Below are 23120 nucleotides of genomic sequence, written 5' to 3'. Positions count from 1 at the left end.
CTTCCTCATCAATAGTAATAATAATTAAAATCTGCATTCTTCTTCGCACCGTTGTAAACAACACCTAAAATCGTTGCTTGTGCAATGGCTAGCAGTTCTTTTGCTTTGACTAATTCTTGTTTCATTGTTTTACGTTCTCGGACGACTAAAAGTGTCCCATCTGTTTTTGCGGCTAAGATCTGAGCATCAGTGACTGTTGCAATGGGTGGTAAATCAAAAATGACCAGATCGAATGATGCTTTTAGTTGTTCGATCACTTCTTCCATTCGTTTCGAATCAAGTAGTTCGGATGGATTAGGTGGCTTCGGTCCACTTGTCATGATCCAAAGATTTTCGACGGAACTGGTATGATAATATGATTCCGGTCTTCCTTCACGATCGCCTAAGAAATTACTTAATCCATTGACATTTGGCAATTGAAAAGTCAATGCTACACTTGGTTTTCTCAAATCAGCATCAACCAGCAAAACTCTTTTGCCACTATTTGCGAATACGACAGCTAAGTTAGCAGCAGTTGTTGATTTTCCTTCACCTGGTCCAGATGAAGTCACGACCATCGTCTTCAATTCACGATCGACAGAAGCAAATTGGATATTTGAACGAATTGTCCGATATTGTTCGGAAACCATGGCATTTTTATCGGTAATGCTGAGGAGTGAAACAGGTAAAATAGTGTTCTTCTTCATAAATACTTCTCCTTATACACGTTTTCGTGAACGACGGCTTTCTCTCTGCTCAGTCGTTTCAATCGTTTCGACTTCTGCTGGTTGAAACATACGGCCGTTTTCTAGTTCTTTCTTCGTCATTTCATTGACGTCTCCAAGAATCGGCAATCCTAATTCTTCTGTGACAAAACGTTCATCTTTGACTGTTTTATCTAACAATTCTAGAAGAAAGGCTAATCCGACTCCAATCATCAAGCCAAGCAACCCACCGATAACTACGTTCAACATGTTATTTGGTGAAACAGGTGTAGGATTGCTTTGTGCTGCAGAAGTGATCGTCACTTTATTGACATTCAATACGTCCGTTGCTTTCGATTGGAATACTTGTGCTGTGACGTTGGCGATATCTGTCGCATGATCTGGGTTATCGACAGTTGCAACGATTTGGAACATTTGTGAGTTTTGTGATTGATTGACACTGATTGCCGATTTCAACTCACCCTTTGTAAGACTTTGTCCATAATTTTGTTCAAGTTCTCGTTGAACATCATTGATGACAACATCACCTAATATCATATCTTTGTAGGTATTGATCAGCATAACATTCGCGTTGACATCTTGTAGATTCGTATTCGTATTCTCTGCTTTTGACTGAACGATCATCTCAGCTGATGAACTGTATTTTGGTGTGATCAAAAAGAACGTAACTCCAGCAGCTAAAGCAAATCCGGCTAGCGTGGTCGCAAGAATCAGCAACCAACGCTTTCTTAAAATCTCAAATAATTCTCCTAGACTAATCGTTTCTTCCATGTTTTCTCCACTTTCTATCGTTAATATCTTTTCTTAACTTTTCGTCTTCTTAATAGTTCGCTCAACATCCAGATGATGAAACTACAAATAATGAGCACGATTCCCCATTGGATAAATGTTACAATAAAATTGCTTAGATACGTAGTTAAAAAATGATAGAGCGACTTTGAATTGATGCCGATACGCTCGACCATTTTTGAAAGGTACACAAAAAGAGGTAACGCTAAAAGCATTAGACCAGCGCCACCCACTGCATAACTTAAATAGCGTAATGCACGATGGAAAAAACGTGTGTCGATTGCAATGATCGCAATCACTAATAATGCAGAAACTGTCATTGTAAAGAAAATCAATAAGGTCAGTGTTCTTTTGTACCCCATCACTTGCTTCCCATAAGTCAAAAGATAAGGGATCTCAATATATTCAGTATAGGTTTCGATGGCAGATTTTTTTAGATTATCAATCGATTGTTGTGTTTCTGCATTGATTTCATAATTATTTTCTTTCGCATAGTCTTCGATTTTTTTCTGGATGATTTTGTCTACATCCTCTGTCCGTTCAATCAAAAAAGGAATGTCTGTATAAATGGTGCGAATATAGTGTTCAACATTCGATCGTACATAAGCTTGAGGAACAGTGTCTGCCAAAACATCTGCAGGAATATTGCTTCCTCGACCTAGATCGCTGATTCTTTGATTGATCTCAGAGGTGATCGTTTCTGAATAATTGGCTTCTTCCATGGCTTTTTCCATAAACTGTTGGTTGAACAACGTTAGTCTTAATACGACTAACGTCATGCCGGCAAACAAACTCAAAGAACAAATAAATGTAAGTAGCCAACGGGACCCTTTTTGCATGAATTTTTGCGTACTCATGATTTCCTCCTATTTATTAGGATTGATCAACGGACCTTCAACTAACTCACAGATAACAAAAAGTCGTTCATCCGTCATGCCTAAACTATCAACAGGATAGCATGTATAAAGAAGCAGTATTGGTTTATCTTTTTGACTGATCAATTCATTGATTTCCGGATCATCTTTATGACGAATCACCATTTCTTTTACTTGATAGCTGTAATTCGCATAGGTCGTCTTAGCTGTCACGATATCATTTGTTTGAATACCGCTTAGCTTACCAAACCCATCAACATTGTGCCCACCGACAAGTGACGTTCCAGTCTCACCTATGTAGACAGAACCCATATATTGTCCGGCACCTTTTCTTAATATCTCATCGGTATCTCCAAAATACAAAGGCACATTCAGATCTAAAGAATCCACCATGATGTCACCATAGCGTTCGCCACCTCTAGGGTAAGCGATACTGCTAGATGCCAGTTCATTGTTCTCATCTTTAGCGACATCTTCTTCTTTTACAGCTTCAAAGCTTTGTTCTTGTGTTTCGAATGTTGGGACATCTGAAAGTAAAAACAAATTTAAAGAAGAAGTGGCAAAATGAATGACAGGTCTTCCTATGACGTACATTAGAGAATAACCAGCTGCCAAAAAAAAGACAGGGACAAAAAGCATTGCCCCTAGTCTCTTAAGCAGCTTGCGCTTTTTACGCAACCTTTGTCTTTCTTCCTACTACAACCGCACCTGCTGCGACTAATAGTAATGAAGCAATTGCCATTGCACTAGCGGTATAATTACCACCTGTTTGTTTAATTGGAGAACTAGTGCTAAAAGCTGGTGAAGTTGTTCCATCAGCATTTTTTGCACCGATTTGGATATCGCTACCATTCCAACTTAGTACAACTAATCCCAACGCGTCAGCAACTCTCGTTACCTCTTGTTGGATTTGCATGATGATATCCCGCGGTAAAGCACGAATCAAATCATCAAGCGTGTTGATTCCTGTCATATCGATTGTTACTGAACCTAACAGATTACGCACATTTTGAATACCTGTAACGGCAGTTTCTACTTGTGCATCCGTTAAATCATTTTGTTTCAAATGGTTTTCGGCTTGTGTAATGTAAGTATCAGGGACAGTGAATTCTTTTCCTTGAATACTTACTGGTGCTTTTAACAAGTCTAGGATCTGTTGCTCATTCGCAGAAATCGCGCCAGCGGCATCTACAGGAACAGTGAACAATAATGCAGTGAAAAATACAACTAAATATCCGACAAACTTTTTCATCCATTCGACCTCCTTTGCATTTTATTGTGAAGGCTTTCAGCCTTCAGATAAAACATTATAGAAAATAACATTATTCATTTTATTTTCTACATTTCTTATACTATCACATAGAGTTAGCTGACACAATTTATATAACCTAAGTAAATTTATGTTTTTTTGGGCCTATCAGCCATGTTGATATTAAGTGTATAAAAAAGGATAAGATTCCCATTCCCTAGCAATTTTTATCACAGCATAGATTATATTCATATAATCTTTTTGTTTGCGAATATCTAGGTTAAATGTCAGGTGATTTACCTGACATTTTCCAAGGGCTCACCTAACACTAAACCTGGTTCTGCATTCAGTCGATAATCAGCAAGATGCCCTTTTCGCCATTCGACAGATGCAGCGGCTCCGATCATTGCCGCATTGTCCCCACAAAGACGTAATGGTGGTACGATCAGTTCCAATTCAGGTAATTCTGTGGCTAAATTTTTTCTCAAACTTTCTCTTAGTCCTTGATTAGCAGCAACACCGCCTGCAAGGATCAATTGCTTCACCGGATAACTTTTGCAAGCACGTATCGTTTTTGTTACCAAGACTTCGACAACACTGGCTTGAAAACTCGCAGCAAGGTCTGCTCGATCTAATTCTTCCCCTCGTTGCTCCGCGTTGTGGACTAAATTGATAAATGCACTTTTTAAGCCACTGAAACTAAAATCATAGTTATCTTCGCGAAGCATTGCCCGAGGAAAGTGGTAGGCATCTTTCCCTTGATGGGCTAATTCATCGATTTCTTTTCCACTTGGATAGCTCAATCCTAAAACACGTCCTACTTTGTCGTAGGCTTCTCCAGCGGCATCGTCTCTTGTTTCACCGATGATCTCATAAGCGCCATCTTCTTCCATATAAACTAACTCCGTGTGCCCTCCACTGACCAACAACGCCATCAATGGAAATTCATACGCTTTTTCGAAGCGGGCGGAGTAAATATGTCCTGCCATATGATTGACTGGGATCAATGGCAGATGATTTGCCCAAGCAAAAGCCTTTGCTGCTGAAATACCGATGAGTAATGCCCCCACAAGACCTGGTCCTTCTGTGACAGCAACCGCGGTAAGTTGTTCGGCGGTCACGCCTGCTTCCACCAACGCTTCTTCAAGACATAAAGTAATTTGCTCTACATGATGGCGACTGGCCACTTCAGGTACGATCCCGCCAAAGCGTTTATGGCTGTTGATTTGAGAGGCAACGATATTCGATAAGATTTCTTGTCCATCTTTCACGACCGCAACGCTTGTTTCATCACAGCTTGACTCGATTGCTAAAATCAATTCTGTTTGTTTTTCATTCATGGTTTCATCACCTCTGTTTTTAGCTTTGTACACATGATGACCGCATCTTCGACCGGATCATGATAGTAGGCTTTTCGTTTACCTACTTGGCGGAATTTTTCTGATTCGTAAAGGTGTTGGGCAGCAATATTTGACTGTCGTACTTCTAAAAAAACACTATGCGCTTGGTTAGCTTTTTCTCGTTGCAGCATCTCTTGTAATAATTGTCTTGCTACACCTTTGTGTTGTTCAGCAGTCAGAACTGCAAGATTCGTCACTTCTACTTCATCAAGTACTTTGGCATATCCAATAAAGCCAATGATTTCCTCTGCTTGATGAACGACTAAATAATTGGTTTGTGGTTGTTGGATATCAGACAAAAATTGCTCTTTTGTCCAAGGTGACCCATTTAAAAAAGCATCGTCACTGACTTGCCAAAGCGCTTGGGCTAATTTTGTATCATTGAAAGCTGTTTTTTCTTCAATCACTTTATTTCACTCTTCTTTTAATAGTTTTACCATATCTAAGGCATCTTCATTCGTTTCTGTATAATACCCTTTTTTTACTTTTCTCGATTGGAAGCCTAGTTTTCTGTATAAGCGTTGGGCATTTTGATTACTAATCCGTACTTCTAATGACATGGTCTCGCATTGATTCATCCGTGCGAATGTCTCGATCTCGTTGATTAAATAGGTACCGACACGCTGCCGTTGGTAACTCGGACTGACCGCAATGTTTGTGAGATGGCAATCGAGTCCTAATACTCTAGATCCAACAAAGCCGAATAATTCTTCTCGATCGAATATCCCTAAATATAAAGTCATGAATGGGGAAGTCAGCTCTGAGATGAATGCACTTTTTGTCCAAGGTAATTCCCCCAAATAAACTTCCCGTTCGATACTTAACAACGCCTTGACATCATCAACTGTCAGTTCCCGTATTTGAAATTGCTTTTCGCCTACAGTGACCGTTTTCTCTGGATAATCTGCTTTTTCTTGAAGCATGGTCCGTAGATAGGCTTTAAATTTTTTCAACATAGCTTTCTTCTCCTGGCGTATGTGTCTCCAACCATTTTTCTTCTGCTTCCACTCGTTTTAAGTAACGTGGTAAAAAGGCTTGGATATCGTTGACCGGATTACTTGAAGCCCCTAATTGCGCGACGACAACTCCACTAGGAATATCCCAAAGTGGCAAGGAGTTACGCTTAGCATCAGGTATTGATTCAGCAATTTCTGAGTTGAATTTGTGGCAATCGCTACCGACAAAAGTGATCGATCCATCCATTTGTTTTAATTTTTCGGTTAATTCTACGAAAGCAATATGTCTGTCCTCTAGAACGTTTTCTAATGTTCCATGATGCCAGCGATAGGCACCAGCATAAACATTTTTTCTTCTCGCATCAAACATCGGTACAATGATTCCTTCGATTCCTACGCAATTTGCTGCAAGTACAGCAAGACTGGAAACACCAACCAATTCTTTATTTAAAGTATATGCTAATGTCTTGGCAGTTGTGACACCGATTCTCAATCCTGTATAAGAGCCTGGACCACTTGACACAGCAATTCGATCGATTTGTTCTGGTGTGAGTTGGCAATCTGAGATCAATTGATCCAACGCTGGCATCAACGTCAGACTATGATTTTTCTTTCTATTGATTTGGATTTGACCTAACACTGTTTCGTCTTCCAATACGCCAACAGCTAAGGTTTGATTTGCTGTATCGATCCCTAATGTAATCATTTGACCGTTCCCTTCTACTACTCTAATGTCGTTTATCATTGTAGCATACTTCGAGGTAAAAAAGGGGAGGAAAAATCAAGTTTGGCTCTCACCGCTGTTGAAATTCCCACCCCTTTACTTAGGTTGATAATCGTCTATTTGATCGTATTTTGTTTTGTTGATTCTCGTAAAATTAGTTCTGTCGCGATCGTGATTTTTCTTGCAACCGGTGCAGTACTATGGATTAACTGGCTCAATGTCTCAACTGCCAACTCCCCCATCCATTCGGTGTACACCTTGACTGTAGATAGGGGGGGTGAGACATACTTTGCCACACTGATATCGTTGAAGCCTATCACTGAGATATCTTGTGGGATAGTCAGTCCTGCTTCTTTGATTGCCTTCAATGCACCAATTGCTAACGCATCATTCGCAGCAAACAACGCATCAGGTAATTCCTTTTCTTGCAATAAAAAATCATGAACAGCTTGATATCCTGCCTCCACTGAAAAATTCGCTTCAATGATCTTTCCTGAGAGGTTCTTTTCTTCACTGATCATTTTTTGAAAAATTGCCGTCCTAGGATCAGTCACCGGTGTTCGGTGTTGCTTCGTGTACTCTTTTCCGGCTAACATCACGAGTTGTTTGACTTCTTCTTGTAAGAAATGATTCATCACTAAGCGAAGACTCGACTCAAAATCAACGACTAATGAATCGATGCCAAATCTTGTGCCATCTGAATCGACAAGTAAAAGGTTCTCTTGCGTACGTTTCAATTCTTTCAATTGCTCTTCGTCAAACTTTCCTAAAGCAATCGTTCCATCTGCAGATTGCTCACTGATGGCATCCCATGTTTCCTTGATCAGGCGAATATTCGCTTCTTCCGCTTTTTTTTCGATTCCTAAGCGTATAGAAAGATAATAAAGATCTTCTAATTCTTCTTGTGTATCATACCATTGGATCAATTTGATCGTTTGTTTTTCAGAGGCTAGATTCTTATGATGTTTTTTATAATTCAAGTGTTCAGCTACTTCAAAAATTTTTTGTTTCGTTTCCATTCCTACTGACAATTTCTCATCATAATTCAGCACTCTTGAGACAGTGGCAGGAGAAACTCCCGCCAACTGAGCAATATCTTTGATTGTGGCCATTCGTTTCCCCTCCTGTAAGTGACCGATGCTTATAATGTTTCAGTAAAGCGCAAGAACGCAGCTCTTCCTTGTTCATCCCGTTTGAAGACACCGGCATCTTCTAAAACTCTGGCGAAGACTTGCCCAACAGCATTTTGGATAACAACTGTCGCAGTCTCTTCAGTCAAATCAGGATTTGCTTGTTTTAGCTGTTCTGCCCATTCACGATGGTAGTCCGCGACTTGATTTTCTTCACCCAATAGATATTGCTTCACTTCTTCCAATTCTAGTTTTAAGCGTGGCGGCAACACAGCCAACCCCATAACTTCGATCAAGCCAATGTTTTCTTTTTTGATATGTTGGATATCACGATGAGGATGGAAAATCCCTTCAGGATATTCTTCGGACACATTGTTGTCGCGCAATACTAAGTCGATTTCAAAGTAATCATCTCTTCGACGAGCAATCGGCGTGATCGTGTGGTGTGGCGTACCATCTGCTGAATAGGCGATGACTGATACTGATTCATCTGAATAGTTCTGCCATTTGTTTAAGACCGAATCCGCTGCTTCTACTAATAGCTCTTTATCGGGCGACTGTAAGCGGATCACTGACATTGGCCATTTGACGATTCCCGCAATCACTTGTGGGTATTCACTTAGCTTGATCAATTTTTCCATCGGCGCTTTTGCCATCGGAAATTCATGACGTCCAGCTTGATAATGGTCATGTGAAAGGATCGATCCACCAACGATCGGCAAGTCAGCATTTGAACCGACGAAATAGTGTGGTAAAACTTCAGTGATCTTCAACAAACGAGCGAATGTATCTTTTGTGATGCGCATTGGTCGATGTTCTTCTGATAAAATGATTGAGTGTTCATTGTAGTAAGCATAAGGCGAATACTGAAATCCCCAACTTTCTCCGTCTAAGTTCATTCGAATGATCCGATGATTGGTTCGTGCTGGGTAATTCAATCTTCCTTTGTACCCTTCATTTTCCATACATAACATACACGATGGGTAATTGACTTGCACCGCTTTTCTTTCTGCAGCAATTTGTTTTGGCTCTTTTTCAGGTTTAGATAGATTGATCGTGATTTCCAAGTCCCCATATTCAGACGGATAAGTGTACACGATATTTTTAGCGATGGCTCGCGTTTTGATATAGTCATTGTTGCGGCTCAACTGATAAAAATAATCGGTTGCTTCTTCTGGACTTTTTGAATAATGTTGAGCAAAAAAAGCATTGACAACAGAAGGTGGTGGCGTCAAGAAATCCATCAATTGTGACTCAAACATTTCTCGGTCAGCTGTTACATCCGTCACCAAACCATTTTCTTTTGCTTGTTCAACTAAACGATTCAATAGATCGACCGATTCTTCTTGCACTGGACGTACTTCAAACGAGTCGCCGGCTTCTTCACCAATAAGGCCTAAAATACGATTTTGTAAGTAGATACGGTCCATTTCCATCCAACCACCAGTAGCGATTGCTAGTGTGACAAAATCTGCAATTGTTTGACTAATCGTCATTTTCTTCCACCTACTTTTCATACCCGTTAGGATGGCTTTCATGCCATGCCCAAGCAGTTTTGATGATTTCTTTCACATCTGTATATTCAGGTGTCCAGCCAAGAACGGCGCTCGCTTTTTCACTTGAAGCTACTAAACGACTTGGATCACCCGCTCTTCGTGGTGCGATTTTCGCAGGGATATCACGGCCTGTCACTTCTCGTGCTGCTTCTAGCATCTCTGTGACTGAATAACCTTTGTTACTTCCTAAGTTGAAGAAGTTGCTTTCATTTCCGGCTTTTAAATATTCTAAAGCTAAAATATGCGCAGCAATCAGATCTTCCACTTGTACATAATCTCTGATACATGTTCCGTCTGGCGTATCATAATCATCCCCATAGATCGCTAATGACTCTCGTTGGCCTAAAGCTACTTGTAAAATGATCGGCACTAAATGAGTTTCAGGTGTATGATCTTCGCCGATTGACGCATCATTCTTAGCCCCTGCTACATTAAAATAGCGTAAAGCCACATAACGCATCCCATATGCTTCGTCACACCACTTCATCATTTTTTCCATCATCAACTTGCTTTCGCCATAAGGATTTTTCGGATTCGTTGGTGACTCCTCTGTGATTGGCGATTCTTTTGGCTCACCGTACGTCGCAGCTGTTGAAGAAAAGACAATCCGTTTCACATCAAACTCGTGCATTACTTCTAATAATACTTGCATGCCATAAACGTTATTATTGAAGTAGACTAAAGGTTTTTCAACTGATTCACCGACTAACGAACTCGCTGCAAAGTGCAAGACGCCGTCAATCGTTTCTTTTTGGAAAACTCCGCGTAAAAATTCTTTGTCACGAATATCTCCTTCATAAAAACGTGCATCAGTATGAACTGCTTGACGATGGCCCGTCAAAAGATTATCCACGACTGCTACATCATAGCCCTTTTCAATTAATTGATCGACGGCATGGGAACCAATATAGCCTGCTCCGCCTAATACTAAAATTGTCATGTTAAGACTCCTTTATCCATATAATTATATTCGTTATTTATTTTAACAAAAGTGATGACCAGAAAACAGGGACTTTTTTTGACAAAACCTTCTTTCATTTTATTTAGTAAATTTATAATAAAACATTTAGTAAATTTTTTCAAGATTTTATTGTAAAGGGTTTCAAATAAAAAAACGAAAGACTAGCGTTTTTCCTTGTTTTGCTTCATAATAGAAGTGTCAAATAGATAAACGAGGTGAATCATTATGAAAAAATTTGTATCAGGTATCTTAGTAGGTAGCTTGGCTACTGTAGCAGCTGTGGCTGGTTTAGTAACTTCTGTGAAGAAAACAGTCATCGACCCAATCGACGAAAAAGAAGCAATGATTGAAGAAAATCGTAAAAAAGCAATGAGAAAACGTGTATCACGTTAAGAGCTAGTGATTGAAGCATTCAGCTTCAAAAACAAAAAACCCAAAATTGTTCTTCAATTTTTTGGGTTTTTTTGTTTCTACCGAGTTTTTTTTAAAACTCACATTTTTAAGTTACGATAGAAATGGAAGCGGACGAATAGCACAGTTGTGTTTCCTCTATCTCCCTCATGCTATCCAAAAAGAACGTTCCTACAAGTGTCGGGACAGAAGTATTTAGCCTTATTTCCGAAGAGGTTACTTCTGTTCCCGCCGTTTATTCAGTTTTAGGTGGTGGGAGAGAACTAATGTCCCACTCTCCTGAAGGGACGTTCTTTTTATGATGTTTCTGCTAAAATCAGTTGTGCGATACGATCAATTTGTCTAAGATTCCAAAAATCGACATGGGGTCTCGGAACGGAGGCTGTTAACCATTCTACCCCTTCAGTTGGGATGCCGATACAATACAAATTGTTTTGTACTTCTCCATGGGCATCGATCACACGTGAACTTTCTCGTTCGATCGTTACCGCACCAGAAACGAAATCGCCACTTGGATCATGCAATTGGAATGGCTGAAGGATCTGGGCATCACGTAGACTGATCAAGGCTGGATTTCTTGTTGTTCGTAAGTCATTTTTGGGTAATCGTGCCTCAATTAGATAGCTACTTGTAAGCCCTTCTGGTTCAAGTTGAAATCTCTTGTCCTTTCCTACAACAGTAAAAGGAGGTTCCACCAAATGGAAAATTCCTGCATCGATCAATGCTGCTAATTCCTGGGTTCTTCGCAAAGGCGGACCAATAGTAAAAAACGCATCAAACGTATTGAACCATTGCCACAAAACCTCTTTATACTCTTTTGCAGAAAAAACTTCCCATAGCATCACTTGATGCACGATATTTCGCCAATCTTTCAATGCATCCAGCGTCGCAATCAATGGACCGCTCACATTGCCTTTTAACGCTTCATTGATTTGATCTTCGATATACCTCCGACTCATTTGTTGATACGGCAACGTATGGTCGGTCAAGTGATCTAGTAAGTCCCATGACCACAAGTGGCTTGATAATTCAGGATATTTTTGCAGCCATTTCTTTTCTGTCGCCCCAAGAAAGACTTCTTGAAATTCGCTGAGAGCAATCGACAACCCCTGTTCCTCGATCACTTTTTTGTAATAAAACAATTCGAGATCTTTTTTTAAATCAGCAAAAAAATCCTGCCCAGTCAGTTTTTTAGTACGATAGTACATATTTAATCGTTCTTGCGTCAGAATAACTGGTTGTGCCACTTCGCCAACTTTTTTCTGGTTGCGTCCGTGGGGATAGTAAGGTAAGCCTCGCCGAGAGCTGCAATAGACGACTGGCTCTTCTCCCGACGGACGATAAACCAATCGACCTGCCAATTCTTCAAAGCGACCGCCTCGTTGTTGTGTCAACAAACCGATATAATCAAAAAAACAAAGTCCTAACCCCCGAATAAACACCGGTTCTTGGGCAGGGATCATCGATAAATCAACATCGGCTGGATTAGCAGGCCCTTGGTAAAATAAGTGATGTTCAGCAGCATATTCACTCAATCGGCTTTCTTCTGTCGATTGCTCATGTTCCCAATGACCTGTTGCTAGGATCAGTTGATCCACCACATAGGCTTCGTCTTTTGTTTGTAGAATGAATTGTTTCTCTTTCTTGGTGGCTTCGAGGACTAATTCTTGTATATAATCGAAACGATCAGAAAATCGTTCTTGTAGTCGCGCGTAAAACCATTTTAGATAGACGCCGAAGAAGCGACGACTTGTTGGTTGGTTTTCTAATAAATTAGCTGCTTCACACAAAAACGCTTCTTGTTCTTTGATCGTTGTCTTACTAAGATAAGAAGGAGCGATTTCTTTCGCCCACCGATAAAGATTCACTCCGTTAGCGACCACGCCTCCACTACTTAATGTCTCATCCGTAAACATCGTCACTTGTGACGCCAATGAATTCATCAGTACTTCTTTTGGCTGATCGACTCGCCAAACCTTGCCACCGATTCCACTTGGATCAAAAAGGAGGATCTCAATATCTTCTTGTTGTTGATTATAGAGTAAACGCTCTAACATGCTAAGTCCACGAGGTCCTGCCCCGATGATCGCAATTCTCATCTATCCACCTACTTATATGTATTTGCTTGGTTGTCACGCATCTTTTCTCTTGAATTCACTCAATACGCGCTACAATGATTTACTTGGCTAACTCATTGAGGAGCAAAAGTTCTTCATGTTTTTCGTTTTGTGAACAACTGATTTCCTAATAACATCCGTAATAAAAAAAACGAATTCAGGAAAAAACTTGGTGCTGACTACCTTTGTCCTATCCTATCCTCTCATTCCATCATAGCATAATTTTTCTGCAATAAGAAAAAACAACAAGAAAAAAGAGCGAATAACCGCTCTTATTCTTGTTGCTACTAAGGTAACATAAGAAGTACAAGACTCTTCGTTAGATTTTTTTACTTTTGATTTTACCTGACCAACCATCATAGCCGCCTTTTAAGATATAGATATCTTGGTAGCCTGCTTTACGCAGTTGGTTAGCTGTACGAATACTCAAACTTTTCTTTTGATCATAAATATAAACCGGTTGGTCTTTACGAATCGAACCAAGTGAATTTTTTAGCACTGTATAAGGAATATTTCTAGCGCCTAAAATATGACCCGCATCAAAGACATCTTTTTCACGAACATCGATGACTTGTGCACGACGCATTCCTTCACGAAATTCTTCTTCTTCAAGCATTGTTGCAGAACGTTTAGCCATTACTCGTAAGTAAACTTCCCAAAATACGATAGCTAAGATGATCAGTAATAAAATGATATTAATAATCCATAAAACCATGTCGTGCCTCCACTTTATTCAGCATATTTCAAGGCTAATGAGGCAGCACCAATGACGCCTGCTTCATTTCCTAATTCAGCTAATTTGATTTTTGTTGATTCTCTTACTTGTGGGAAGGTAAATTCTTTGAAATATTTCTCCACACGACTGCGTAAAAATTCTCCCGCAGCAGATACGCCTCCACCGATGACAATACTTGATGGATTCAACGTGTTTCCTAAATTCCCGCAAGCTAGTCCTAGATATAGACAGACACGATCGACCACCATCAAACCAAATGGATCATCTGCTTCTGCTAATTCAAAAACATCTTTACTTGTTACTTCTTCACCATTATCAAGCATCGCTTTCAAGCGTGAATCACCGGCATATTCTTCTGCCAAATGACGGGCCACTCGAACGACTCCTGTCGCACTTGAGACAGTTTCTAAACAGCCACGTTTGCCACAAGTACATTCGAATCCATTTGGATCGATCGTAATGTGTCCAATTTCTCCAGCGGCTCCAGTCACCCCATGAAGTAAATGACCATCTGCCACGATACCGCCACCAACACCTGTCCCTAGAGTGATGAATACGACATCAGGATCATTTTCGCCTGCACCTTTCCAACGTTCGCCTAGTGCTGCGACATTGGCGTCATTATCGATGGCAAATTTGATGCCCGTTCCTTCTTCAATCATTTTTTTGACAAATTGAAGCTCACGCCAATTTAAATTGTAAGCACCAATCACTGTACCAGCTTCGCTGTCGACTGTTCCTGGTGTTCCCATGCCGATACCAATGAAATCTTCCGCTTTCATATGGTATAGATTTAAACGATGGTTGATAGACTCAATGATTTCAGGAATAATGTGTTTGCCATCATCCAAAATATTGGTATCGATACTCCATTTCTGTTGAATTTCTCCGTCAGGTGTCAAGATCGCAAATTTTGCTGTTGTTCCACCTAAATCAATCCCAATAATTTTTTTGTCCATGATCAAATTCCTTTCTTTCTGCTCTCTTCGATTCGGTGTTCTCTTTTTAAGATGTGCCACGCAGTCATATATGTTTCGTGATCGATCAAATGATTATCATAAAGCTTACGTAATTCGATCGTCATCAATTCAATATCATAAATCCGTGCTCCCACATAAATAAAGATACCAAATCTCTTGAATAGCTGTTGTACGTCGTATAAGCTTTCCATTTAAAGCACTTCCTTCACATTATACAAGTATTCCATAATTTTTTAAACCCACTAAAACACATATTATAAAAAGAAAGAGAAAAACGATCGACGATATAATACGATGATGGATCGAGTAATCATTGGATCGATTTGGTAATCCTAATAGATTCCCTATCAGGAAACCTCCGATCAAGCCACCAACATGTCCCCAGATATCTACTGAGGTATCTGATATACCGAATATAAAAGAAAAAACAATGAATATCATGTAACGGCGTACAAGCTGTTTCACCACATAATCATTTTTGTAATGAATACCTAGAACAAATAACGCACCAAATAAACCAAAAAGCGATGTACTTGCCCCACCAGATAATACGTTCATTTCATTGAAGGCGAAACTGGTCAAATTTCCCATGATACCACTAAGTAAATAAATCAAGAAAAAGCGCCAATGACCGTATACCGTTTCGATTTGTGAACCCATAAAATACAAAACGACAGAGTTCAGTACAAAATGCATCATCCCAAAATGGATAAATATTGGTGTGATCAAACGCCACCATTCATGTAGGTAGGCAATATGCTGGCCAGACATGCCTAGTTTAAAAGCCACGCTATTACCAGGTAATACCTCCATTGCGAAAAAGATGATTGTTTGGATCACTAAAAAAATCCGTGTTAAAAATGGCCCATCGAGCCAAGATTTTAATTTGAATTGTTGCTGCTGTTTTACTTTCATATATACCCCCTTATTTTTTAGTCATTCAATAAATGTTGGATTCTCTTATCAAAGTCTTCTGGTTCCCAATCATTATGAATCATCTCTTTGAAAGTCAAGCTGCACGTTTGATGCGGATACTCTTCCAGATAGCGATCATAATACCCTCCACCAAAGCCGATTCTGTACCCCTCTGGATGAAAGATGATTCCTGGAACGATCAATAAATCGATCATCGTTGCCTCATAAGGGTGCGTTGAAACAGGTTCTAACACACCAAAACTTGAACGTTCCAATACTGTGTTCTCGGAGAACTCATAAAATGCCATTTGACGTTTTGGCAATGTTTTGGGAATCACAACGATTTTCCCTTCGGCTCTTGCTTGTTCGATCAACGGTCGTGTATCTATTTCAATTTCATTTGAAAGAGTTATACCGATGACTTTCGCCTGTTTCCAATACTCGGTTGCAAACAATTGCTTATAGATTTTTTGTTCTTTTTCTTTTTTATAGCCACTTGCAGCAATTTTTTTAAGTTCATTAATGCCAAATTGACGGAGCTGTTCTTTTTTCTGCTTTTCGTCCCCCAAATAATCACCTGCCTACCTTTTGTTAAAATGGTAGCGGAAAATGATAAAAATAGCAATTTAACTTTTTAGATTTTTATATTTATTCTATCTTATTTTACTTAGAACATCGATCAATTATAGCTTTACTGGTTTTACATTTATTGAACCATGGGCAGCCCACCGCTACGTCATGTAGTTATTGCCATCAGATTCTACAAAAAACATTCACAAATTAGTTTGACTAATACCGTGAATGTTTTTTATTAACTATGTTTGCTATTCAGTTTCAAATTCATTATTTATGAATTGAATATTTTCAAGTATTTAAAAGTGTTTAATCTTAGCAACTCGATTTCTATTAACTCTTAGTTCACTTTCTTCATTTTATAAAAATATATAATATATCTTTTTTTTTTAATGAAAGATTTGGGAATGACTTCTTCTAAATTCTCATTCCTAGCGGTCATGTATTCTTTCTCTTCTCCCTGAAGATTTGCTATTGCCCAGCTCTTCAATAAATCTAATTCTTCTATGACAACGCCTAATTTAATATTTAAAAATCGCTATTCAAAGTCTGTATGAACAATATTATTCACTTGGACAAGATCTTTTCTAGTGTACTTGTAACTTAACATTTTTTGTTTACTAAGAGACTCACTTGCAGAAATTTTATTCACATAATACCAATCTCCTTTTTTGTTTATAACTTCTGATAAAACTTTTCGCCCAACTGTAACATCTCTAATATATTGAAATTTTTCACCACTATCATCTAGTTCACCAAAAAGATAAATTTTACAATTATATTCTTCATTGATTTTCATAAAATCAAAATTTTTAAAACTAGTAACAGCAGAATCATCAAAGCATACATCAATAGTAGCTGTATCTAAACTTTCCAATTCTAAGTTTCGTGTTGCTACTGATTCTTCTATGGAAAGTAGTTTATACATACACTTCCTCCTTTTTAGTTATATGCTTGGATAAAAAGAAACTACAAAACCATTACTTTCATATACCAAAGTATATTTTTGTCCATCTATACTTTAAACCGAAAATGGTCTTTTAGGTCCGATTCCTTGTTTTATTGGTTTTATTTTCAATGTATCATGTAGAAAACTAGGAATATCTTGAACACCTTTAGCATTGAAATCCTCTATATGTCCATTGACAATATGCTTTAATACTGCTTTTTCTTTTCCTTTTTCAAACCAAAATAATTTATTTGAAGAATCTTTTCCAATCATAATTACATGATCGGGGTTATACTATACATCGCTTTTCGAAAGTTCTTCTAATAAACTAGGTTCTAACAATTTATTTCCTTCCCGCCCTTTAATCTTACCATTCTCCACTTGCTTCACACCAGTGGTCGTTAATACTTTGTATAAGTTGGATGCATATTCTAGATCCATGCTTAAAATTTACTCACGTATTGGCTTTTCTATGTATAACTCAAAGCCCCAAGTACAAAAATCATTCACAAACTAGATAAATCTAGTATATGAATGATTTTATTTCAATTACCATGTTTATTAAGTTTTTCAATTTATATCTTCATTGGTTCAATAGATTTCTTAGTAAATATCAATTCTTGCAATATCAGCTTCTAAATATTCATGTTGTTTTATATCCATTGGAATATCTCCATCTGACAAATCTATTTTAAATTCTCCTATTTGAAGAATTTCGTTTTTCAAATCTATAAGCTCTCCCTGAACATGATAGTAATCATTTTTTTTATCTATTATATATTCTTCATTTAAACTTTTAACAATGTGTTTGATGTTAAATCCATAAATTATATCTGTGAACATATCACCTTCTGATACATCACAATCACTACAAAAACATTCAATGGAATATAAGCCATCTGAAAGTAAAATATCAGCTTCTCCTGAGTCTTCATCTATCCAGTTTACTTTTCTTATATTAATCATTTTATAACATCTCCCATTATTTTAAACCTAAACTAGGTGCTTTTTTTATAAGTTCTTTTACAGATTTTAAGTGCAAGGTTGTTATGTTCCCAGTTGTTCTGTCTAATCCTACAAATGCATACTTTGCACTTCCTTCTCCACCAACCAGTTTGATATATCCGTTCATTTCAGGAACAAATTGTCCCTCTTTAATCACATGATTTGCATCTCTTAAATACTCAACTATTGAATAGTGATTTTTATTTAAAGCTTGTTGTATTTCTGAACCATGTTTTGAAAAGTGAACTTCTAATTTAGTTTTACTATTAAATTCAATTCCACTCACATCCTCAATCTTATCATTCTCCACCTGTTTCACACCAGTGGTCGTCAAGACTTTGTAAGACGCATACGTAAATGCTAAGATCATCAGGGCTTGACCGAGTTCAGATTCATTGATCCATGTGTAGCCGTCTTTGACGTATTGTGAGGTAGAGACGAGACTGCCTAAGAGTGGGTCTAGTTTTTCACCAGTTTCATAATTAACACCTTGGCGCCAAGCCACATTGACTTTTTCTTGGTAAGTATCGTACGTCATGAATTGGATCAGTTCAGGTTCTAAATAGTGACCTACTTTCGTGACATATTGATACAACTCAGGGTTCACGATGCCGTAGCCTGATTGCTTGTCTTCGATTTTCCAAAAGACAAGTGGATTCCCATCGCTATCGTGAATAATGAGGGCATAGACGTTGTACTTTTCTAGTTCTTTGTTTTTAGTTGGATCGATGCCTTTTTTCTCGTTTTCTGCTTGCTGCCATTTGTCTTGGATCGTAGTTATCCAGGACAAATCTTTTGGTATAGAGAATGTCTTCGTTTGGCTATTCCAAGCAGTTTTTGTTTGAGCAAGTCCTTGATTGACTGCTTGTTCGAGACTTTTGATTTCTGTAAAAAATAGCGCGGAGCTTTGGTTGTAGGCTAAGAGTTTTTGGAGTTTTTCTTCCAGTTTATGTTTCAAGTCATGATACATCGTGAGTAATAACGTATTTTGATTGAGTTGAAAGCTTTGATGTTCTTCTGGCATATGAGGTGAAAGAAGCAACTGCCGTATCCCTTCGGCTTGAGTGATATACTGATTCATTTGGCGAATCTGTGCTTCTAATTCGGATTGTTTCAAGCTAATGGAGTCGACTTGTTCTATGTACTGTTGTGGAAATCGTTTTGCTGCTTTTTCAACCGCTTTGGAGAGTAAGATTCCTCCTTGCACAAGTGGGTAAAGTACTTGGGAAAAATAGGCTTTCGCAGCGTCGTAGGTTTTCCCTTGGAGATTGGGCGTTTGTAAAGTAAATTGAGTGATGGCTTGTTGGAGATTTTGGTAATCAGTGACTTGTTTTTGGCAGAAGTGACGGGCGCTCGTAGCTTGTGTCAATGAGTCATTTAGGTACATGTCGATACTCATAGGTTTTGTTCCTCCGACATGTTTTTTCTTTTCTCAAAAGCAATTTCTTCGAGTTTATTCGTGATTTTTTGTTGGTGGATCATTTCGTGATGTTGGCATTCATCAAAGCCATTCATCAATCGCCTACTTTGATGTGAAAATTCTGTGGCGAATGTTTCGATAGATGTAGAGGTATTCGACTTCTGGTAGGATATGTGTAATAGAAATAAGAAGTTCCCCACTTCTTTTAAATGATCTTGGTAATCTGAACGGCAGGCATCAAGTTGTTTCATTTTTCTTTCATGTTCTTCTCTTTTTACGAGCAAACATGTTTCTTCTGTATGTAGATCGGTCATTCGATCCATTAGTGTCTCTCCTTAAAAAGATCTCGACTTAATTGAGTGTCTAGTGTAGAAAAACCTTGAGCAACAGTTTGCAATTGACTAGCTGCGCCTGCAATGGCTGAGGCGATTTGATTGGCTGAGTTTTTGGCGGATGTTATGCTACTTTGAATGTCTTGATTACCAATTAGCGTGGTACGTGTATCATTTTGAAGCGATGATGCTTGGTTTAAAGGGGTGGTTGCACTGGTGATTCTTGAAGTGGACTGTTGGGCTTGTTGAGAATTACTGCTGAATGTGACCATAGATCTCCTCCTCGATTTATATAGGCTGTATAGAACGCTTACATATCCATTATAACAATACATCACCTTTTGGTTGATAAGAATTGTATTAGATAGGTCTTGTTACTTTATTTCTTATCTGGTTGTTGAAGGTATTTCTCAATGTACTAAAAAACACTGAAGACAAAATTGCCTTCAGTGTTTCCCTATACCAACATTCTGGTCTTATTTTATACAGATAGTTGTTTCTTTTGAATATAAAATAATAAATAAAGAAAATACGGCGCACCCAAGACAGCAATCAGAATTCCTGTAGGTACTTCTCCATCTGTCAAAATGACGCGTGCAAGAATATCAGCAATGTTGACAAATAATCCTCCGAACAAACCACTGAATAGGAGTGCCCATTGATTTTCTTTACGTACAATGATTTTGGCAGCATGCGGTGCGAGTAAACCCACAAAGGACAAGCTGCCTGCCACAGCCACACTGCCACAGGCTAAACCAACAGCAAGCAGTAGTAAAATCGACTGACTTCGTGACACATTTACCCCTAAGCTTTGCGCTCGATCTGGCCCAAAGGATAAAAGACCAATCCTACGACTATAGAAAAACGCTAAAGGGATCAGAATAAGTACCCATGGCAAAAATGCAGTGACGTAAGGCCAACTAGCACCCCAGATCGAACCTGCTAACCAAGCGTTTACAAAACCATAATTTTCTTTTGATATCTTTATCGTACTTAATAACATTGCCGCAGAGAAGCCCGCATTCACAGCGATACCTGAAAGGAGCAAACGATTCATCGCTACTTGTCCAGAACGCTGATAAGCAACAAAATAGACTAGACATGCAGCAAGTGTGCCGCCTAGAAAAGCAACAAAAAGCAACAAGAAAGGTGATGCATGGCTAGTAAAAAAGCCTAAATATAGCATAACAAAAAAGCCTGCACCGGAATTGATGCCTAAAATACTTGAATCGGCTAATGGGTTTCTAGTTACTCCTTGCAAAAGATAGCCAGCAATTCCTAGACAGGAACCTGCGAATAAACTGATCAATAGGCGTGGCAAGCGAAATTCTTTCAGAACCAATTGTTGGACCTGTGTTCCTCTACCAACTGCGACATCGATCAATTGGTCAATATAAAGAAACGGTGTACCAATCATTAAACTGATTCCGGCAGTCACAAGCCATAAAAATAGTAACAAGCCAATCCCCCAATATATTTTTTTCACACGCGTTCCCTCCTAACTTGTACCAATAAAAAAGGAACCCCAATCAAGGAAATGACTAAGCCAAAAGGTGTTTCGAACGGTGGATTGACCATGCGTGCTACAAAATCTGCTAGCATGACTAAGATTCCCCCAGCGATAAATGATGCTGGCAAGACATACCGATAATCCGTACCTACAAAGCCACGAACAACAGGTGGAACCATCAAACCAATAAAAGAGACGGGCCCAACTAAAGAAACAGCTAACGCTGCTAAGATCGAAACAAAGATGAAAACCAATACCCGTGTGCGCTGTGGATGTCCTCCTAAGGCGACCGCATGTGATTCACTCAAATGGATCAGGGAGATCGACTTCCCTAATAGAAAAGAGCAAATAACCGCCACTAGATAGATAGGTGAAAGAACGAGCAACTGTTGCCAAGTAATATTCGCCGCACCGCCAACAAACCAAAAAGTCAAATCTTGTTGTAGATTAAATAACTGGGTCAGTGCTTGGCTGATTGCGGTAAAAAAAGAACTGATTGCCACACCGGCTAAAATCATCTGCATAGTACTGCGTCCTATTTTTGAAAAACTGAAAAAACCTAGAACGAGTATCGTCACGATCAACGAACCAAGTAATGAAAGCAGAAAAATTGAAAACGGCGAAGCTTTAGGTAAAAAAGCAAAGCTAAATGCCATGGCTAACGACGCACCAGCATTGATCCCTAACAGTCCTGAATCTGCCAAGTTGTTTCGCGTTACCCCTTGCATCAAAGCACCACTGAGGGCGAAACAGCTTCCCACAATAAATGCTCCGATGACCCGAGGCAGACGGATATTACGAATGATCTGCTGGGCTTGATCAGTCGGATCGAACTGGAACAACGCCTGCCAAACTTCATTGCCTTTAACTGTAGAAGCACCATTATACAAAGCAAAAAAGAAGACAATGATTGCCAATAACAGAAGCAACCATAGGATATTTATTTTTTTCCCTTTCCTCATCATTTTCCCTCCGGTTTCTTGATGAGATCATATGTTAAAAAGACAGGTTTATTTGTTTCTGGTAACTGGACGATTTGTGCTTCGATCTCAAAAATCTCTCTCATCCATTCTTTCGTGATGACTTGTTCTGGAGTCCCATTGACGATCAATCGACCTTCTTTCATTGCGATTAAATAATCGGAAAATCGGGAGGCATGATTGATGTCATGGATCGACATCAAAATCGTTGTTTTTTTCATTCGGTTGATTTCTTTCAGCAAATCTAAGATCTCCAGTTGATGCGCCGGATCTAAAAAAGTTGTTGGTTCATCAAGGATCAAGATATCTGCTTCTTGAGCTAACGCCATCGCGATCCAGACTCGTTGGGCTTGACCTCCGGATAAACTTGCTAAATCTCGATCTTTTAGCGAGATCAGATCCGTCGCTGTCAATGCCCATTCAATGGCCTGTAGATCTTGATCATCCATGCCACTGAATAGTTTTTGATAGGGATATCTACCGTAAGAAACGACTTCTTCGACTGTCATTCCTAATGGGTATTCACTCGTTTGGGCTAGTAAGGCAAGTTTCCGAGCTAGTTCTTTCGAATGATAGGTCGTCAAGTCACGATCGTTGACTAATATTTTGCCATTTTTTACAGGAAGTATGCGGGTAAAGCTTTTTAATAATGTAGACTTACCACTGCCGTTCGGACCAATCAAACTGGTGATTTTCCCTTCTGGTATAGCGACAGACAAATTTTCAATTATCGTTTTGTTGGGGTAACCGGTAGTAATTTCAACTGCATTTAATCTAGACATATACTTCCCCCTCTCATTGAAAATCATTCTCAATTATGACGGTACTTCACAAATTCGTCAAGCACA

29 protein-coding genes are annotated in these 23120 nt (G+C 38.9%); 1 reads left to right on the top strand and 28 read right to left on the bottom strand.

Annotated features, from left to right (window positions below):
* Positions 1 to 8: 8 nt before the first annotated feature.
* From P3R27_RS03600 to galE, 12 genes are all read right to left on the bottom strand, one after another.
* Positions 9 to 686, bottom strand: coding sequence for a CpsD/CapB family tyrosine-protein kinase (locus tag P3R27_RS03600; RefSeq protein WP_034687638.1), 678 nt, complete (start codon positions 684 to 686; stop codon positions 9 to 11).
* 12 nt (positions 687 to 698) lie between these two features.
* Positions 699 to 1475: a YveK family protein gene (locus P3R27_RS03595; RefSeq protein WP_034687640.1), complete on the bottom strand. Its 777-nt coding sequence runs from the start codon at positions 1473 to 1475 to the stop codon at positions 699 to 701.
* A gap of 20 nt (positions 1476 to 1495) precedes the next feature.
* Positions 1496 to 2350 (bottom strand): hypothetical protein, encoded by an 855-nt coding sequence (locus tag P3R27_RS03590; RefSeq protein WP_051536097.1) that lies wholly within the window; start codon positions 2348 to 2350, stop codon positions 1496 to 1498.
* A gap of 9 nt (positions 2351 to 2359) precedes the next feature.
* Complete coding sequence (locus tag P3R27_RS03585; protein WP_284592194.1) at positions 2360 to 3007, bottom strand: class D sortase; 648 nt, start codon at positions 3005 to 3007, stop codon at positions 2360 to 2362.
* Positions 3008 to 3038: 31 nt separating this feature from the next.
* Positions 3039 to 3620: a hypothetical protein gene (locus P3R27_RS03580; RefSeq protein ID WP_034687643.1), complete on the bottom strand. Its 582-nt coding sequence runs from the start codon at positions 3618 to 3620 to the stop codon at positions 3039 to 3041.
* 293 nt (positions 3621 to 3913) lie between these two features.
* A complete protein-coding gene (gene tsaD, locus P3R27_RS03575) occupies positions 3914 to 4957 on the bottom strand; it encodes a tRNA (adenosine(37)-N6)-threonylcarbamoyltransferase complex transferase subunit TsaD (RefSeq protein ID WP_034687644.1) in 1044 nt (347 codons plus the stop codon).
* Positions 4954 to 5424, bottom strand: coding sequence for a ribosomal protein S18-alanine N-acetyltransferase (gene rimI / locus P3R27_RS03570; RefSeq protein ID WP_284592193.1), 471 nt, complete (start codon positions 5422 to 5424; stop codon positions 4954 to 4956). The genes tsaD and rimI (P3R27_RS03570) overlap by 4 nt, the downstream gene beginning before the upstream one ends.
* 6 nt (positions 5425 to 5430) lie before the next feature.
* A complete protein-coding gene (gene rimI / locus P3R27_RS03565; RefSeq protein ID WP_023519872.1) occupies positions 5431 to 5973 on the bottom strand; it encodes a ribosomal protein S18-alanine N-acetyltransferase in 543 nt (180 codons plus the stop codon).
* Positions 5957 to 6679, bottom strand: coding sequence for a tRNA (adenosine(37)-N6)-threonylcarbamoyltransferase complex dimerization subunit type 1 TsaB (gene tsaB, locus P3R27_RS03560; RefSeq protein ID WP_010735154.1), 723 nt, complete (start codon positions 6677 to 6679; stop codon positions 5957 to 5959). The genes rimI (P3R27_RS03565) and tsaB overlap by 17 nt, the downstream gene beginning before the upstream one ends.
* Before the next feature lie 134 nt (positions 6680 to 6813).
* Positions 6814 to 7809 carry a LacI family DNA-binding transcriptional regulator gene (locus P3R27_RS03555; RefSeq protein ID WP_034687651.1) on the bottom strand — a complete coding sequence of 332 codons (996 nt, stop codon included), beginning with the start codon at positions 7807 to 7809 and terminating at the stop codon, positions 6814 to 6816.
* 29 nt (positions 7810 to 7838) lie between these two features.
* Positions 7839 to 9323 (bottom strand): UDP-glucose--hexose-1-phosphate uridylyltransferase, encoded by a 1485-nt coding sequence (galT, locus tag P3R27_RS03550; RefSeq protein ID WP_284592192.1) that lies wholly within the window; start codon positions 9321 to 9323, stop codon positions 7839 to 7841.
* Positions 9324 to 9333: 10 nt separating this feature from the next.
* Positions 9334 to 10323 (bottom strand): UDP-glucose 4-epimerase GalE, encoded by a 990-nt coding sequence (gene galE / locus P3R27_RS03545; RefSeq protein WP_034687655.1) that lies wholly within the window; start codon positions 10321 to 10323, stop codon positions 9334 to 9336.
* Positions 10324 to 10569: 246 nt separating this feature from the next.
* On the opposite strand from galE, the gene P3R27_RS03540 reads away from it, so the two are divergent.
* A complete protein-coding gene (locus P3R27_RS03540; protein WP_010735150.1) occupies positions 10570 to 10737 on the top strand; it encodes a DUF3042 family protein in 168 nt (55 codons plus the stop codon).
* Positions 10738 to 11051: 314 nt separating this feature from the next.
* Here P3R27_RS03540 and P3R27_RS03535 read toward each other — a convergent pair whose 3' ends face one another.
* The 16 genes from P3R27_RS03535 to P3R27_RS03460 form a co-directional block, all read right to left on the bottom strand.
* Positions 11052 to 12854, bottom strand: coding sequence for an FAD/NAD(P)-binding protein (locus P3R27_RS03535; protein ID WP_301357051.1), 1803 nt, complete (start codon positions 12852 to 12854; stop codon positions 11052 to 11054).
* Between the two features lie 337 nt (positions 12855 to 13191).
* Positions 13192 to 13587, bottom strand: a complete 396-nt coding sequence (locus tag P3R27_RS03530) for a rhodanese-like domain-containing protein (RefSeq protein ID WP_010735146.1) — start codon at positions 13585 to 13587, stop codon at positions 13192 to 13194.
* 14 nt (positions 13588 to 13601) lie between these two features.
* Positions 13602 to 14567 (bottom strand): ROK family glucokinase, encoded by a 966-nt coding sequence (locus tag P3R27_RS03525; protein ID WP_034687658.1) that lies wholly within the window; start codon positions 14565 to 14567, stop codon positions 13602 to 13604.
* A gap of 2 nt (positions 14568 to 14569) precedes the next feature.
* A complete protein-coding gene (locus P3R27_RS03520; RefSeq protein ID WP_010735144.1) occupies positions 14570 to 14779 on the bottom strand; it encodes a YqgQ family protein in 210 nt (69 codons plus the stop codon).
* A 19-nt stretch (positions 14780 to 14798) separates the two neighbouring features.
* Positions 14799 to 15503, bottom strand: coding sequence for a rhomboid family intramembrane serine protease (locus tag P3R27_RS03515; RefSeq protein ID WP_034687659.1), 705 nt, complete (start codon positions 15501 to 15503; stop codon positions 14799 to 14801).
* Between the two features lie 17 nt (positions 15504 to 15520).
* Complete coding sequence (locus tag P3R27_RS03510; RefSeq protein ID WP_034687661.1) at positions 15521 to 16072, bottom strand: 5-formyltetrahydrofolate cyclo-ligase; 552 nt, start codon at positions 16070 to 16072, stop codon at positions 15521 to 15523.
* Positions 16073 to 16614: 542 nt separating this feature from the next.
* Entirely contained in the window at positions 16615 to 17004 is a 390-nt protein-coding gene (locus P3R27_RS03505; protein ID WP_034687663.1) for a hypothetical protein, read from the bottom strand.
* A gap of 93 nt (positions 17005 to 17097) precedes the next feature.
* Entirely contained in the window at positions 17098 to 17298 is a 201-nt protein-coding gene (locus P3R27_RS03500; RefSeq protein WP_126134172.1) for a hypothetical protein, read from the bottom strand.
* 21 nt (positions 17299 to 17319) lie between these two features.
* Positions 17320 to 17466 carry a hypothetical protein gene (locus P3R27_RS03495; RefSeq protein ID WP_157072117.1) on the bottom strand — a complete coding sequence of 49 codons (147 nt, stop codon included), beginning with the start codon at positions 17464 to 17466 and terminating at the stop codon, positions 17320 to 17322.
* A gap of 162 nt (positions 17467 to 17628) precedes the next feature.
* Entirely contained in the window at positions 17629 to 17991 is a 363-nt protein-coding gene (locus P3R27_RS03490) for a hypothetical protein (RefSeq protein ID WP_301357075.1), read from the bottom strand.
* 16 nt (positions 17992 to 18007) lie between these two features.
* Positions 18008 to 19429 carry an LXG domain-containing protein gene (locus tag P3R27_RS03485; RefSeq protein WP_301357077.1) on the bottom strand — a complete coding sequence of 474 codons (1422 nt, stop codon included), beginning with the start codon at positions 19427 to 19429 and terminating at the stop codon, positions 18008 to 18010.
* On the bottom strand, positions 19426 to 19773 hold the full coding sequence (locus tag P3R27_RS03480; RefSeq protein ID WP_126134173.1) for a DUF3958 family protein: 348 nt from the start codon (positions 19771 to 19773) through the stop codon (positions 19426 to 19428). Before P3R27_RS03480 ends, P3R27_RS03485 begins: the two co-directional genes overlap by 4 nt.
* Positions 19773 to 20054: a TIGR04197 family type VII secretion effector gene (locus tag P3R27_RS03475; RefSeq protein WP_034687669.1), complete on the bottom strand. Its 282-nt coding sequence runs from the start codon at positions 20052 to 20054 to the stop codon at positions 19773 to 19775. The genes P3R27_RS03480 and P3R27_RS03475 overlap by 1 nt, the downstream gene beginning before the upstream one ends.
* Before the next feature lie 209 nt (positions 20055 to 20263).
* Positions 20264 to 21268 (bottom strand): FecCD family ABC transporter permease, encoded by a 1005-nt coding sequence (locus tag P3R27_RS03470; RefSeq protein WP_126134174.1) that lies wholly within the window; start codon positions 21266 to 21268, stop codon positions 20264 to 20266.
* Positions 21265 to 22254 (bottom strand): FecCD family ABC transporter permease, encoded by a 990-nt coding sequence (locus tag P3R27_RS03465; RefSeq protein WP_034687673.1) that lies wholly within the window; start codon positions 22252 to 22254, stop codon positions 21265 to 21267. The genes P3R27_RS03470 and P3R27_RS03465 overlap by 4 nt, the downstream gene beginning before the upstream one ends.
* Positions 22254 to 23054 carry an ABC transporter ATP-binding protein gene (locus P3R27_RS03460; RefSeq protein WP_034687675.1) on the bottom strand — a complete coding sequence of 267 codons (801 nt, stop codon included), beginning with the start codon at positions 23052 to 23054 and terminating at the stop codon, positions 22254 to 22256. Before P3R27_RS03460 ends, P3R27_RS03465 begins: the two co-directional genes overlap by 1 nt.
* Between the last annotated feature and the right edge of the window lie 66 nt (positions 23055 to 23120).

Source organism: Enterococcus spodopteracolus (genome assembly GCF_030441955.1).
Lineage (GTDB): Bacteria > Bacillota > Bacilli > Lactobacillales > Enterococcaceae > Enterococcus_B > Enterococcus_B spodopteracolus.
The sequence above is the reverse complement of the archived record's forward strand: the minus strand, read 5'-3'. Positions and strand labels throughout refer to the sequence as shown.

Coding starts and splice junctions, on each gene's coding strand:
- P3R27_RS03505 (WP_034687663.1), bottom strand. CDS start 17,004: ATGTATAAACTACTTTCCATAGAAGAATCAGTAGCAACACGAAACTTA.
- P3R27_RS03595 (WP_034687640.1), bottom strand. CDS start 1,475: ATGGAAGAAACGATTAGTCTAGGAGAATTATTTGAGATTTTAAGAAAG.
- P3R27_RS03585 (WP_284592194.1), bottom strand. CDS start 3,007: ATGCTTTTTGTCCCTGTCTTTTTTTTGGCAGCTGGTTATTCTCTAATG.
- P3R27_RS03525 (WP_034687658.1), bottom strand. CDS start 14,567: ATGGACAAAAAAATTATTGGGATTGATTTAGGTGGAACAACAGCAAAA.
- galT (WP_284592192.1), bottom strand. CDS start 9,323: ATGACGATTAGTCAAACAATTGCAGATTTTGTCACACTAGCAATCGCT.
- P3R27_RS03590 (WP_051536097.1), bottom strand. CDS start 2,350: ATGAGTACGCAAAAATTCATGCAAAAAGGGTCCCGTTGGCTACTTACA.
- P3R27_RS03480 (WP_126134173.1), bottom strand. CDS start 19,773: ATGGATCGAATGACCGATCTACATACAGAAGAAACATGTTTGCTCGTA.
- P3R27_RS03555 (WP_034687651.1), bottom strand. CDS start 7,809: ATGGCCACAATCAAAGATATTGCTCAGTTGGCGGGAGTTTCTCCTGCC.
- P3R27_RS03600 (WP_034687638.1), bottom strand. CDS start 686: ATGAAGAAGAACACTATTTTACCTGTTTCACTCCTCAGCATTACCGAT.
- P3R27_RS03530 (WP_010735146.1), bottom strand. CDS start 13,587: ATGGTTTTATGGATTATTAATATCATTTTATTACTGATCATCTTAGCT.
- P3R27_RS03460 (WP_034687675.1), bottom strand. CDS start 23,054: ATGTCTAGATTAAATGCAGTTGAAATTACTACCGGTTACCCCAACAAA.
- galE (WP_034687655.1), bottom strand. CDS start 10,323: ATGACAATTTTAGTATTAGGCGGAGCAGGCTATATTGGTTCCCATGCC.
- P3R27_RS03535 (WP_301357051.1), bottom strand. CDS start 12,854: ATGAGAATTGCGATCATCGGGGCAGGACCTCGTGGACTTAGCATGTTA.
- P3R27_RS03520 (WP_010735144.1), bottom strand. CDS start 14,779: ATGGAAAGCTTATACGACGTACAACAGCTATTCAAGAGATTTGGTATC.
- P3R27_RS03515 (WP_034687659.1), bottom strand. CDS start 15,503: ATGAAAGTAAAACAGCAGCAACAATTCAAATTAAAATCTTGGCTCGAT.
- P3R27_RS03490 (WP_301357075.1), bottom strand. CDS start 17,991: ATGATTAATATAAGAAAAGTAAACTGGATAGATGAAGACTCAGGAGAA.
- P3R27_RS03495 (WP_157072117.1), bottom strand. CDS start 17,466: ATGGATCTAGAATATGCATCCAACTTATACAAAGTATTAACGACCACT.
- P3R27_RS03475 (WP_034687669.1), bottom strand. CDS start 20,054: ATGGTCACATTCAGCAGTAATTCTCAACAAGCCCAACAGTCCACTTCA.
- P3R27_RS03465 (WP_034687673.1), bottom strand. CDS start 22,254: ATGAGGAAAGGGAAAAAAATAAATATCCTATGGTTGCTTCTGTTATTG.
- tsaB (WP_010735154.1), bottom strand. CDS start 6,679: ATGATTACATTAGGGATCGATACAGCAAATCAAACCTTAGCTGTTGGC.
- P3R27_RS03540 (WP_010735150.1), top strand. CDS start 10,570: ATGAAAAAATTTGTATCAGGTATCTTAGTAGGTAGCTTGGCTACTGTA.
- P3R27_RS03500 (WP_126134172.1), bottom strand. CDS start 17,298: ATGATTGGAAAAGATTCTTCAAATAAATTATTTTGGTTTGAAAAAGGA.
- tsaD (WP_034687644.1), bottom strand. CDS start 4,957: ATGAATGAAAAACAAACAGAATTGATTTTAGCAATCGAGTCAAGCTGT.
- P3R27_RS03580 (WP_034687643.1), bottom strand. CDS start 3,620: ATGAAAAAGTTTGTCGGATATTTAGTTGTATTTTTCACTGCATTATTG.
- rimI (WP_023519872.1), bottom strand. CDS start 5,973: ATGTTGAAAAAATTTAAAGCCTATCTACGGACCATGCTTCAAGAAAAA.
- P3R27_RS03485 (WP_301357077.1), bottom strand. CDS start 19,429: ATGAGTATCGACATGTACCTAAATGACTCATTGACACAAGCTACGAGC.